Below are 12,320 nucleotides of genomic sequence, written 5' to 3'. Positions count from 1 at the left end.
TTGCGCCACCGCCGCTGGCTGGCCCTGGCCGCGGGCCTGGATGCCCTCGGGGTCTGCCTGCTGGCGGCCTGGATCGACCGGGAACGGAATGGCTTCCTGGACAACCAGCTGGGCCTGCTGGCGATGCTGGTCGTCATCTATCTCAGCCTCGGCTGGCTGTTCGGGTCGTTCACACTCCTCAAGGCGAGGCGACTGCGCTGGAGCCAGCTGGTGTTACGCCTGGCCATCACCAGTGCGGCCACCACGGCCACCGGTGCCCTTGTGGGCTGGCTGCTGCGCACGTCACCGGAAGTGACACTGCTGCACCGCGGCAGCCTGATGCCGCTCTTCACCCTGGCGGCGCTCTGGAGCGGTGGCGTGCGCCTGCTGCTGCGCCAGCTGGCCCACTCCACCAGACAGGACCAGTGGGACATCGTCAGTCTTCCCGGCGAGCGGGAGGCGATCAGGGCTGAATGGGAGCGCATCGGGGCCATTCAGGCCCCCTCCATCCATGTGCTGGGTCAGGAGATCGTCCAGCTGATGCAGGGGACCGAGGGCAACGAGGCCTGCGGCCTTGCCCTCAGTCAGGGGGTGCTCAAGCAATCCGATGGACTCGACTCCTGCGCCAGGGCTCTGGCGGAGGGCCGGCCCGTCACCTCCCTGGCTCTGGCGGCGGAACAGGAGCTGCAGCGCATCCCGCCCCACTGGGTGGAGGATCAATGGCTGCTGTTCTCCGATCGCAGCGAGCAGCGCGGTGGTGGCTTCGAGCGTCAGCTCAAACGCTATGCCGATGTGATGGTGAGTCTGCTGCTGCTGCTGCTGTCGTCTCCGGTGCTGGCCATCACCGCCGCGTTGATCCGCCTGGGCGATGGCGGACCGGTGCTCTACCGGCAGAAGCGCACGGGCCTGAGGGGCAAGTCCTTCGAGGTGATCAAACTGCGGACGATGGTCCCCGATGCGGAGGGACAGGGGGAGGCGATCTGGTCGGGTCCGAACGACGGACGGATCACACCGGTGGGCCTCTGGCTGCGGCGCACCCGCCTCGACGAGCTGCCGCAGCTGATCAATGTGCTGCGGGGTGAGATGAGCCTGATCGGTCCACGCCCGGAGCGACCCGAGCTGGAGACGGACCTGGAACAGTGCATTCCCAACTACCGCCTGCGTCACTGGATCCGGCCGGGCCTGAGCGGCTGGGCCCAGGTGAACATGCCGTACACCTCCACGGTTGAGGACGCTGAACTGAAACTCAGTTACGACCTCTTCTATCTGCGCAACTGCAGCGTCTGGCTGGATCTGCTCATCCTGGTCAAGACGATCAAGATCGTGCTCAAGGCCGCCGGCCGCTGAAGCTCGAAGCGGCTCGACCAGCCGGCAGCCACAGGTCAACTCAGGTGCGGCCGACGAGTTTCTGGCGCAGCTTCTTGATGCGATCGCGAAGATTGGCGGCCTCCTCGAATTCCAGGTTCTTGGCAGCGGCCTTCATCTTGTCCTCCAGCTCCAGAATCAGCTCCGGCAGGGCATCGAGGGGCACCATCGCGAAGGATGCCGGCTCAGCTTCGGCTGTCGGCGCCTCATCCTGAGCGCGCCTGGACACCTCCAGAAAACTGAGAATGGCATTGCCGGCTCGTTTGCCGGCAGCGCTGGGGGTGATGCCGTGGGTCTCGTTGTAGGTCCGCTGAATCGCCCGGCGCCGCTCGGTCTCGGAGATGGCGCGGGCCATCGAGTCGGTGAGGTTGTCGGCATAGAGCAGAGCCATCCCGTCCACATGGCGGGCCGCCCGGCCGATGGTCTGGATCAGGGAGCGCTCAGCCCTCAGAAATCCCTCCTTGTCCGCATCAAGAATCGCCACCAGGGACACCTCGGGAAGATCCAGCCCTTCGCGCAGCAGATTCACCCCCACCAGAGCATCGAATTCACCGTTGCGAAGATCCTGGATGATCTCGATCCGCTCGATCGAATGGATCTCCGAGTGCAGATAGCGCACGCGCACACCATTTTCTGCCAGATAATCCGTGAGGTCCTCGGCCATCCGCTTGGTCAGAGTGGTGATCAGCGTGCGCTCATCCCGCCCGGCCCGCAGCCTGATTTCACCGAGGAGATCATCCACCTGCCCCTCGGTGGGGCGGACCTCAACCACCGGATCGAGCACACCTGTGGGGCGGATCACCTGCTGGGCCACATGACCCTGGCTCTGCTCCATCTCCCAGGTTCCCGGGGTGGCCGACACGAAGATCGTCTGGCGGGCCTTCGACCAGAACTCCTCCGCCTTGAGTGGGCGGTTGTCAGCGGCGCTGGGCAGGCGGAAACCATGCTCCACCAGAACCTGCTTGCGGGCCTGGTCCCCGTTGTACATGGCATGGAGCTGGGAGCAGGTGACATGGCTCTCATCCACCACCAGCAACCAATCGTCGGGGAAATAGTCGATCAGGCATTCGGGTGGAGTGCCGGCCGGGCGACCAGCCAGGTGGCGGGCGTAATTCTCGACGCCGTTGCAGTAGCCCACCTGCTGCAGCATCTCGAGGTCGTAGGTGGTGCGCTGCTCCAGCCGCTGAGCTTCCAGCAGGCGTCCCTGGCCATGGAGCACCTCCAGGCGCTGATGCAGTTCGTCGCGGATGGCGGCGATCGCCGATTCGAGCCGGTCCTTGGGAGTGACGAAGTGCTTGGCGGGATAGATATTGATAGTTTCCAGGCTCTGCAGGATTTCACCTGTGGTGGGATCGACGTAGCGAATCGCCTCCACCTCATCGCCGAAGAGCTCGATGCGCACCAGGCGGTCTTCGTAGGCGGGTCCGATCTCGAGCACATCTCCCTTGACCCGGAAGCGACCTCGCCCAACTTCGATGTCGTTGCGGGAATACTGGTTGTTGACCAGCTCGCGCAGGGAGCCGCGCAGGTTGATGGCCTCACCCACCTGAAAACGCACTGCGGCCTTCAGGTATTCCGAGGGAATACCGAGGCCGTAGATGCAGCTGATCGAGGCCACCACGATCACATCCTGACGCTCGAACAACGAGCGGGTGGCTGAGTGCCGCAACATGTCGATCTCTTCGTTGATCGATGCCGTTTTGGCGATATAGGTATCCGAAACCGGAACGTAGGCCTCCGGCTGGTAGTAGTCGTAGTAGGAGATGAAATATTCGACGGCGTTGTGCGGGAAGAACTCCCGCAATTCATTGCAGAGCTGGGCAGCGAGGGTTTTGTTATGGGCCAGCACAAGGGCCGGACGGCCGGTGCGGGCGATCACATTGGCGATGGTGAAGGTCTTGCCGGTGCCCGTGGCCCCCAGCAGGGTCTGGTAGCGCTCACCCGCATCGACACCGTCCACAAGGGCTTCGATGGCCGTGGGTTGATCGCCCTTGGGCTCATAGGGAGCCTGGAGCTCGAAGCGCGCCATGGCCGCTGGATCCAGGTGGCCCCTGGACAAAGACAGCGTCGATCCTAGGAATCAGTCACGGCCGGCGTCCACCACAGCAGGCGACCAGGATCGGCAGGCCCTCAGGCCACGCCGACGGCTGCGGAGAGGGCGGCTGCCGCCCGGGTGAAGCTGACATCAAGACCGAGCCAGCCGAGGATCAGGGTGCTGAGCACGCTGTAGACAATGGCGCCGAGGGCCGCGCTGATCAGACCGTTCTTGAGGCGGAAGCCCTGGATCAGCCAGGCCGCCAGGGCAAACAGGACGATCGTGATCACCCAGTTGTAGACCGCGGTGATCGGCGTCACCAGACCACCCAGGCTGGTGATGGCCCAGGGCAGGGCCAGCACCAGCTTCAACGGCCAGATCAGCAGTGTTCCCAGCAGGCCGATCACCACAGCGGAGAGCAGGGCGGTGCCGAAACCGCTGAACTCAACCCCGAGGGGCAAAACGCCCACGATCAACAGAACAACTGCCCGGATGGGCCATTGCAGGAGCCAGATGAACGGGCCCATGGACATCATTTCAGGATCGATGCCACGCTAATCAACATTCCCTGACCCAGCCAGGACAGGGGTGCCGAACCGTCACAAGCCGGCAGGAGATCTCAGTGGACCACCACGGCCACAGGCGCTGGGGTCAGGGCCTCCCGCAGACTGCGCACCACCGCCACCATGGCGAGTTCATCCTCAAGCCGGTTGACGGCTGAACCGACACCCACCCCGTGGGCGCCGGCAGCGATGGCCAGGGGCAGCGTGACGGCGGAGAGCCCTGAGGCGCAGAGCACGGGACTCTGCACCGCCCGGCTGATGGCATGGGCCGCCGCCAGGGTGGGCGCGGCCTTCTCGATCAGGCCGAGGGTTCCAGGGCTGAAGGGCCGGGCGCTGGTGCCACCTTCGGTCTGGATCAGATCGGCGCCGGCGGCGACCAGATCGCAGGACAGCTGCTGCTGCTGATCGAGGGGAAGTCCATGGGGGACCGTGACCGACAGGACCACCTCCGGCAGCAGCTCCCGGGTGCGCCGCGTGAGGCCGAGCACCTCGTCGGCAGTGAAGATCCGCCCATCGGGGTAGAACGAATCGAAATTGCCGATCTCCACCATCGCGGCACCAGCGGCCACGGCCGCGGGGAACAGGTCCGGATCAACGGCCGAGACGCAGACCGGCAGGCCCGAGGCCGCTGCAGCCAGGCGCACCAGGTCGGGATCGCAGGCCACATCGAGCAGGTCGGCTCCACCGGCACCGGCGGCCCGACTGATCCGCTCCACGCTGGCCGCCTCGAAATTGCTCAGGCCGGCGATCACCTTCAACAGCCGCCGGGAGAGCAGCGCCGCTTGCAGGGAGGAGGGCAGGCTGGTGAGGCGCGACATCGGCGAGCAGGGCAGATGGAGGCGATTCTCCCATGGGGTCCCCTGCAGCACCGGCTGCACCGGAGGCTGCTGAAGGACCCCCAGCTCCTGCCCCGGGGGAGGCGGCTGCTGCTGGCTGTCTCCGGTGGCCAGGATTCGATGGCCCTGACGACCTTGCTGCTGGAGCTGCAGCGCCTGCACGACTGGGACCTGCACCTCTGGCACGGCAACCATGGCTGGCGGAAGGAGGCCGCCGATCAGGCCGGGGAGCTGACGGCGTGGGCCGCCAGCCTCGGCCTGCCCATGCGCGTGGAGAACGCCGCCACTGGGCCTGCCTCCCGCGACATCAGCACTGAGGAGGCCGGGCGCCGCTGGCGCTACGAGCGTTTGAACCGGCAGGCCCTCAGTCTCGGCTGCACCCGCGTCGTGACCGGCCATACCGGCAGTGACCGTGCCGAGACCCTGTTGTTCAACCTGGCCAGGGGATGCGGCCTGCGGGGACTGAGCAGCCTGCGGGCGAGCCGTCCCCTCAGCGGCAGCATCGCTCTGGTGCGTCCCCTGCTCGGCTTCTCCCGTGCCGAGACCGCCTCGTACTGCGAGCAGCAGCAGCTGCCCCTGTGGCTGGATCCTGGCAACGACGATCCCCGCTTCAGCCGCAACCGCCTCCGCCAGGAGGTGATGCCGGTGCTGGAGGAGCTCCATCCCGGCGCCTGGCGGCGTCTGGGTGCCCTGGCCGAACGCCTGGAAGGCACCCAGGAACTCACCGAAGAGCTGGCCCGGCTGGCCCTTGTGGCCCTGCAGACGCCAGCAGGCCCGCTCACCGCAGGTGAGCCTCCGCAGCAGGGACCAGGACTGCAACGCCAATGGCTGAGCGAGCTCAGCGCCCGCAGCCAGGAGCTGCTGCTCGATCTCTGGCTGGAGCGCAGCGCCGGAGTGCGGCTGGGGGCCCGGAGCCTGGAATCCCTGCGGCGCCGGTTGCCGCTGAGCCAGGGGCCTGGCAGCTTGACCTTGCCTGGAGGCAGCAGGCTCGTCTGGGACCGGCAGAGTGTGCGACTACAGCCGGAACCGAACGAGCCTGCTGATCCATCCGGCCCCCCCGAACCCGGCGCGGTCTCTTCCCCCTCCAACCGATGACATCCAGCGGCTTTGATCAGACCTACAAGCGTGTGGAGCTGGCCTACAGCCAGGGTCGCTTCGCCGAGGCGCTTCAGGAGGGGCAGGACCTGCTGGAGGGCACACCGCTCGAGGCCGGTGATCCCCACAGCCTGCGGCTGAAACTGCTGCTGGGCCACATCCACTTCTATGGATTACGCCAGCCCGACGAGGCCGGAGAGCTCTACCGCCAGGTGCTGACGACTGCCACCAGGGGAAGCACGTACAGCGATCTGGCCGCCGAGGGACTGGCGCTCTGCGAGCAGAGCAAGCCCGAAGCCAACCCGGCGGCCGCCATGCCCTGGGCCGCGGATCTGCAATCGGTGGGGTCTGCGCCCCTGAGCCTGGCACCGGCTCCTCCGGACAGCGACATGGAGGCCGTGCGGGTGGAAGTGCTGGACGAACCTGCCGCGTCCGTCCACGACGGGGCAGGCAGGAGGCGCTTCAGTCCCGAGGAGGAGGCTGAGCTGGCGAAGGGTCTGCTGAGGGTGGTGCTGGGCTGAGGGGGCCGAGGGCCCCTCAGCCCGCAGCCATCAGCTCGCGGCGGTGGAGCGGCGGCGGCGCACCCGGTTGGCGGGCATCTCCGGTTCCTCCCGCTTGGCCACGGCCACCTGCACGGCAGGCGCGCTGGCTGGCGTCATCGTGGCAACAGGCGTCGTGGCCGTGGCCGCGCCAGAGGCCTGAACACGCTGAGGGGCAGGGGCGTGGTTGCGGATCACGGGTTCACGCCCTGAGCTCTCCCGGCGACCGCTGCGGGGGGCCGGACGGCTGTCCGGCTCGGCATCGGCACGGCCCTTGTAGGCAGGGGTGCCTGCCGGAGCCGGTTGCACCAGGCAGATGATCAGGGGCTCCACCTGCAGTTCGCGCCGCAAGCGGCGCTGGAGACCGACCTCGATCTCCCTCTGCACGCCCACCCAGTCGACCTCGGGGGCCGTTCCACCGGTGTTGCGGGCCAGCTGATTCCAGCGGTTGTCCAGCACCCAGCCGATCTCCCGCTCGGCCCAGATCGAGAGCCGGCGGGCATCAGCGGTGGTGACCACTCCGCGCAGGTTGACCCGCGGCGGGGCTGCCATGACGCCATCGGTGCTGATCACGGTCAGCAGGGTGATCACACCGTCCTCGGCCAGTTGCTGACGCTCCTTGAGCACACGGTTATCAACGATGCCGTTGCGGGAGGCATCCAGCAATTCGATGCCGGCCTTGACCGGATCCCCCTTGTGGATGGTCGTGGGGGTGAGTTCCACCACATCGCCGTTGTCGATGATGAGCATGTTGTCGGCGGGAATTCCCATCGACTGAGCCGTGCGCGAGTGGCACACGAGCATGCGGTGCTCTCCGTGCACCGGCACGAAGAACTTCGGCCGGGTGAGAGCAAGCATCAGCTTGTGATCTTCCTGGCAGCCATGGCCCGACACGTGGATGCCTTCGCCCTTGCCGTAGACCACCTTGGCTCCCATCATCATCAACCGGTCGATGGTGTTCACCACCGAGATGGTGTTGCCGGGGATCGGGCTGGCGGAGAAGATGATCGTGTCGGTGGGTTTCACCTGCACCTGGGGGTGCTCACCGCGGGAGATTCGGCTGAGTGCCGCCAGGGGCTCACCCTGGCTGCCGGTCATCAGCAACAGGGTTTCGCGATCAGGAAGGTCGCGGATCTGCTTGATCGGCACGAACAGCTCATCCGGGCAGCGGATGTAACCGAGTTCGCGCGCCTTGGCGATCACGTTGAGCATGGAGCGACCCAGCAGGCCCACCTTGCGGCCATGCTTCATCGCCAGTTCCAGGATCATCGAAACCCGGTGGACAGAACTGGCGAACGTGGTGACGATCACCCGGCCTTCCGAATTGGAGAAGTGGCGGTCGAGGTTCGGAAACACCGACCGCTCCGGCGGCGTGAAGCCGGGCACCTCGGCATTGGTGGAGTCACTGAACAGGCAGAGCACGCCCTGCTCGCCGTAATGGGCCATGCGCTGGATGTCAAAATATTCGCCATCGACAGGGGTGTGGTCGAACTTGAAGTCTCCGGTGAAGATCACCACGCCCACGGGTGTGGTGATCGCCAGGCTGAAGCTGTCGGCGATGGAGTGGGTGTTCCGGATGAACTCCACCTGGAAGTGTTGGCCAACCTTGACCACATCCCGGGGGCTCACCGTCTGAATCACGGTGCGATCGGTGACGGCAGCTTCCTCCATCTTTCCCTGGAGCATCGACATGGCCAGACGTGGGCCATAGATCACCGGAATATTGAAGTTCTTGAGGTGATGGGGAATCCCTCCAATGTGATCTTCGTGACCGTGGGTCACGATCATGCCGCGGATACGCTTCTGATTTTCACGCAGATAGCTGGTGTCGGGCAGCACCACATTGACGCCGTGCATGCCATCACTGGGGAAGGCCAGCCCGGCATCCACAAGCATCAGGTCATCGCCATATTCAAAAACGCAGGTATTCTTACCGATTTCATGAAGACCACCGAGGGGAATAACCCGCAGAGTCGGCTGCTTGGTGGTGGGGGACGTCTTGTTGTTGCTTGAGCTCATGGGGTGAGGAACGAAGGAATGCAGAAAAGATGGATGGAATCGGAGTGTTGCTGTTGCGAGAACTCCAGGCCGCACTGCGCTGGAGCTAAGCCATGGCGTCAGGTGGGACGCAGGGCAGCCAGGGCGGAGGTCAATCGGGCACGGACGTCGCTGTCGGCGGAAACCAGCGGAAGACGGGGGGAGCCCACGGGCCAGCCCTCCAGTTCAAGGGCGGCTTTGACGGGAATCGGATTGGTGGAGGCGAACAGGGCCCGGCAGAGGGGCAGCAGGCGTTCATGCAGGGCCAGGGCGGCCGCCAGCTCACCGGCGAGAAAAGCGGAAATCATGCGCTGGATCTCGCGCCCCACCAGATGGCTGGCCACGCTCACCACGCCGACGGCACCCACGGACAGCATCGGCAGGGTGAGGGCATCGTCGCCGCTGTAGATCGCCAGCCGGTCGCCGCAGAGCAGACGCAGCTGGCTGACTTCATCGGTGCTGCCGCTGGCGGCCTTGTAGCTCACCACGTTGGGCAGATCGAGCAGGCGGGCCGTGGTGCGGGGCTCAAGGCTGCAGCCGGTGCGACCGGGAATGTTGTAGAGCATCACCGGAAGGCTGGGGGCCGCCTGGGCGATCGCTCGGAAATGGGCTTCCAGCCCCTCCTGGGGCGGCTTGTTGTAATACGGAACCACCACCAGGGCCCCGTCGGCGCCTTCCTCGGCCGCCCGCTCGATCGCTTCGATGGCCTCGGCTGTGCAGTTGCTGCCCGTGCCGGCGAGCACCAGGGCCCGGCCCGCCACGGCGCGCTTCACAGCTTCGAACAGCTCGTGCTGCTCCTGCCAGCTCAGGGTGGGGGACTCGCCGGTGGTGCCGCAGAGCACCAGTCCGTCGGAGCCTTGATCCACCAGATGCACGGCCAGGCGCGCGGCCAGATCGAGATCCACCGCGCCATCCACACGGAAGGGGGTGACCATGGCGGTCAGCATCCGGCCGAAGGGAGGATGCTCAGCCGTGATGGCCTGATCAGCCGTGGCGCTCAAGCGGCACCTCCGACGGCAGAAGCGGATGGGGTCACCGGTGGCTGGGGGTCGGCCTGGCGCCAGGCTGGATCCAGCAGCAACTCCGCGATCTGCACGGCATTGAGGGCCGCCCCCTTGCGGATCTGATCGCCACAGAGCCAGAGCTCGAGAGCGTTGGGATCGCTCAGGTCCTGGCGAATGCGTCCCACCGCCACCGGATCGCGGCCGGTGACATCGGTGGGCATCGGGAAGCGGTTGGTGGCGAAATCCTCCAGCAGCTCCACCCCAGGTGCCGCAGCCAGCAGGGCTCTGGCCTCCTCGACTGGGAAGGGCTGCTCGAACTCGATGTTCACCGCCTCGGAGTGGGCCCTCAGAACGGGCACCCGCACACAGGTGGCTGAGAGCCGCAACTCCGGCAGATCCATGATCTTGCGGGTTTCGTGCAGCATCTTGAGCTCCTCCTCGCAGTAGCCACTGGGTTGCAGGGGGGAGTTGTGCAGGAAGAGATTGAAGGCGAGGGAGTGGGGCAGCACCTCGCTCACCGGCTCACCCCCATCAAGAACCGTGCGGCTGAGGGTGCGCAGCTCCTCCATCGCCCGGGCCCCGGCGCCGCTGACCGACTGGTAGGTGCTCACGACCACACGACGGATCGGACGGCGGGCCTGCAGAGGCGCCAGGGCCAGGGTGAGCAGGATCGTGGTGCAGTTGGGGTTGGCGATGATCCCCCGGTGACCCAGGGCCGCCTGCGGATTCACCTCTGGCACCACCAGCGGCACCTCCGGATCCAGGCGGAAGGCGCTGGAATTGTCGATGACAACAGCCCCTGCCGCCGCCGCCACCGGAGCCCAGCGCCGTGAGATGGAGCCACCGGCGGAGGCCAGCACCACATCAACCCCCTCGAAGGCGGCAGCGTCAACAGCCTTGATGGAGAGATCGCGGCCCTGCCACGCCAGCCGGCGTCCAGCGGAGCGGGGGGAGGCCAGCAGCCGCAGATCACCGACCGGAAAACGGCGTTCCGCCAGCAGGGACAGCAGCTCGTGCCCCACAGCACCGGTCGCACCCAAAACCGCCACCGTCAGGGGACGACTGGGAAGAGGTTGAAAGGAGGTGGTGCTTGACAACGGCAGGAAGGGGCGAAAGCTCTGGTGCTGAGGCTGGGCCTGGAGCTCGCCGGGGTGCGACGGAAGCTCGGCTGAGGAGGACGCGAGGTCCGCAGAAGAGGCCGAGCCCGCTGATCAGGGCCGGGCCATCAGGGAAAGAGCGGAGGGAAGTGGGGAGGGTTGCAGAGGAACGGGAAAGACTTGGTGAGCCTGGGCCAGCGTCACGCTCCGTGGGGCGGAGGGAGCTGTGCACGGTGGACCGGAGGCTCGAAGTGGAACCGGATGGTCCTGGTGGATATCAACGACCACATGTCGTTCCTCTTACAATACGCTCCCCGGGCCTCTCGCGGGTCGGCTGAATGCGCTGGAGGTCGAGTTCATAGGATTGGGGGCTGCATCGCCGCGGCCCGGCCGTTTCGCCATGAGCTCCGCCCTGAAGGTCAAGACCAGCCCCCGCCCCGGCAGCCGCCTGGCGCTGGAGGTGGCCGTCCCCGGCGGCCGCTCCCAGGCCAGCTACGAGGCCGCTGTGGTGAAACTGAGCCGCAGTGTCCGCCTGCCCGGATTCCGTCAGGGCAAGGTGCCCCGGCCGGTGCTGCTCCAGCAGATCGGACCTCTGCGGATCCGGGCCACCGCCCTTGAAGACCTGGTGGACAGCGTCTGGCGGGATGCCCTGGAGCAGGAGAAGATCGAGGCTCTCAGCAGCCCCGAGCTGAGCGGGGGCTTCGAGGCCCTGCTCGAACGCTTCAGCCCCGGCGAGGAGCTCACCCTCACCCTCGAGCTGGACGTTCAACCCACCCCCAGCCTCAAAACCACCAAAGGGCTCAAGGCCGAAGCCGAGCTGATCACCTACGACCCCGCGCGGGTTGAGGAGATGCTCGAGCAATCACGCCGCCAGCTGGCCACCCTCGTGCCTGTGGAGGATCGGCCCGCCGCCACGGGCGACGTGGCGGTGGTGGCCTTCAGCGGCACCTTCGTCGACACCGGCGCGGCGATCGAGGGCGGCAGCTCCGACGCCATGGAGGTGGAACTCGAGGAGCAGCGGATGATCCCCGGCTTCGTGGCAGGCATCCTCGGCATGTCCGTGGGCGAGGAGCGCGAGGTGAGCTGCCGCTTCCCTGACGACTACCCCCAGGAGGACGCCCGGGGCCGCGAGGCCAGCTTCCACATCACCCTCAAGGAACTCAAGGCGCGCGAACTGCCGGCCCTGGATGACGCCTTCGCCAGGGAGGCCAGTGACAAGGACAGCCTCGAAGAGCTCAGATCGGATCTCGAGACCCGCCTGCGCGAGGACGCCGAACGGCGGGCCCGCAGCAGCCGCCACGACGCGCTCCTGGCGGCACTGGTGGAGCAGCTCGAGGTGGACCTGCCCGAGACGCTGATTCAGCAGGAGATCCGCTCGCTGATCGAGCAGACCGCCTCCCAGATCGCCCAGCAGGGGATGGATGTGAAGAAGCTGTTCACCCCTGAGCTGGTGCGCAGCCTCATGGACAGCTCCCGCCCCGAGGCCGAGCAGCGGCTGCGGCGCAGTTTCGCCCTCAAGGCCCTGGCCGAAGCCGAAGGCATCCGCCCGGAGGCCGACGCCATCGAGGCCAAGGTCAAGGAGGTCAGTCAGGGGCTGAGCGACACCAGTTCGATCGATCCGCTGCGGCTGCGCGAAGCCGTGGCCGAGGATCTCCTGCGCGAGAGCCTGCTGGAGTGGCTTGAGGCCAACAGCACCCTCACGGAGAAAGCCCCTGAGGCCGCCGAGCCTGCTCCCGGCGCCGACGACCAGGCCTGAGGCCGCCATAGATT

At 66.5% G+C, this 12,320-nt stretch carries 10 protein-coding genes; 4 read left to right on the top strand and 6 right to left on the bottom strand.

All coding sequences use genetic code 11. The features are described 5' to 3' along the window. Positions 1-1,326 carry an exopolysaccharide biosynthesis polyprenyl glycosylphosphotransferase gene (locus I1E95_RS08090; RefSeq protein WP_231594941.1) on the top strand — a complete coding sequence of 442 codons (1,326 nt, stop codon included), beginning with the start codon at positions 1-3 and terminating at the stop codon, positions 1,324-1,326. Between the two features lie 40 nt (positions 1,327-1,366). On the opposite strand, the gene uvrB is transcribed toward I1E95_RS08090, so the two are convergent. From uvrB to I1E95_RS08075, 3 genes are all read right to left on the bottom strand, one after another. Continuing rightward, complete coding sequence (gene uvrB, locus I1E95_RS08085; RefSeq protein WP_197166803.1) at positions 1,367-3,373, bottom strand: excinuclease ABC subunit UvrB; 2,007 nt, start codon at positions 3,371-3,373, stop codon at positions 1,367-1,369. 101 nt (positions 3,374-3,474) lie between these two features. After that, a complete protein-coding gene (locus tag I1E95_RS08080) occupies positions 3,475-3,906 on the bottom strand; it encodes a phage holin family protein (RefSeq protein ID WP_197166802.1) in 432 nt (143 codons plus the stop codon). 92 nt (positions 3,907-3,998) lie between these two features. After that, entirely contained in the window at positions 3,999-4,760 is a 762-nt protein-coding gene (locus tag I1E95_RS08075; RefSeq protein WP_197166801.1) for a DUF561 domain-containing protein, read from the bottom strand. A 15-nt stretch (positions 4,761-4,775) separates the two neighbouring features. On the opposite strand from I1E95_RS08075, the gene tilS reads away from it, so the two are divergent. Both tilS and I1E95_RS08065 read left to right on the top strand, forming a co-directional pair. Then, entirely contained in the window at positions 4,776-5,873 is a 1,098-nt protein-coding gene (gene tilS / locus I1E95_RS08070) for a tRNA lysidine(34) synthetase TilS (RefSeq protein WP_197166800.1), read from the top strand. Then, positions 5,870-6,394, top strand: coding sequence for a hypothetical protein (locus I1E95_RS08065; protein WP_197166797.1), 525 nt, complete (start codon positions 5,870-5,872; stop codon positions 6,392-6,394). The genes tilS and I1E95_RS08065 overlap by 4 nt, the downstream gene beginning before the upstream one ends. A gap of 30 nt (positions 6,395-6,424) precedes the next feature. On the opposite strand, the gene I1E95_RS08060 is transcribed toward I1E95_RS08065, so the two are convergent. From I1E95_RS08060 to I1E95_RS08050, 3 genes are all read right to left on the bottom strand, one after another. Beyond that, a complete protein-coding gene (locus I1E95_RS08060) occupies positions 6,425-8,431 on the bottom strand; it encodes a ribonuclease J (RefSeq protein WP_197166796.1) in 2,007 nt (668 codons plus the stop codon). Between the two features lie 98 nt (positions 8,432-8,529). Then, positions 8,530-9,396 (bottom strand): 4-hydroxy-tetrahydrodipicolinate synthase, encoded by an 867-nt coding sequence (gene dapA, locus I1E95_RS08055; RefSeq protein ID WP_370594588.1) that lies wholly within the window; start codon positions 9,394-9,396, stop codon positions 8,530-8,532. Positions 9,397-9,446: 50 nt separating this feature from the next. Then, complete coding sequence (locus I1E95_RS08050; protein WP_197166790.1) at positions 9,447-10,550, bottom strand: aspartate-semialdehyde dehydrogenase; 1,104 nt, start codon at positions 10,548-10,550, stop codon at positions 9,447-9,449. Positions 10,551-10,950: 400 nt separating this feature from the next. On the opposite strand from I1E95_RS08050, the gene tig reads away from it, so the two are divergent. Beyond that, positions 10,951-12,306: a trigger factor gene (tig, locus tag I1E95_RS08045; protein WP_197166782.1), complete on the top strand. Its 1,356-nt coding sequence runs from the start codon at positions 10,951-10,953 to the stop codon at positions 12,304-12,306. Positions 12,307-12,320: the final 14 nt, after the last annotated feature.

Origin of the sequence: Synechococcus sp. CBW1107, assembly GCF_015841355.1 — a bacterium.
GTDB lineage: Bacteria > Cyanobacteriota > Cyanobacteriia > PCC-6307 > Cyanobiaceae > Regnicoccus_A.
This window is presented reverse-complemented; position numbering and strand designations above follow the sequence as displayed.

Coding starts and splice junctions, on each gene's coding strand:
- uvrB (WP_197166803.1), bottom strand. CDS start 3,373: ATGGCGCGCTTCGAGCTCCAGGCTCCCTATGAGCCCAAGGGCGATCAA.
- I1E95_RS08080 (WP_197166802.1), bottom strand. CDS start 3,906: ATGGGCCCGTTCATCTGGCTCCTGCAATGGCCCATCCGGGCAGTTGTT.
- I1E95_RS08075 (WP_197166801.1), bottom strand. CDS start 4,760: ATGTCGCGCCTCACCAGCCTGCCCTCCTCCCTGCAAGCGGCGCTGCTC.
- tilS (WP_197166800.1), top strand. CDS start 4,776: ATGGAGGCGATTCTCCCATGGGGTCCCCTGCAGCACCGGCTGCACCGG.
- I1E95_RS08065 (WP_197166797.1), top strand. CDS start 5,870: ATGACATCCAGCGGCTTTGATCAGACCTACAAGCGTGTGGAGCTGGCC.
- I1E95_RS08060 (WP_197166796.1), bottom strand. CDS start 8,431: ATGAGCTCAAGCAACAACAAGACGTCCCCCACCACCAAGCAGCCGACT.
- dapA (WP_370594588.1), bottom strand. CDS start 9,396: ATGCTGACCGCCATGGTCACCCCCTTCCGTGTGGATGGCGCGGTGGAT.
- tig (WP_197166782.1), top strand. CDS start 10,951: ATGAGCTCCGCCCTGAAGGTCAAGACCAGCCCCCGCCCCGGCAGCCGC.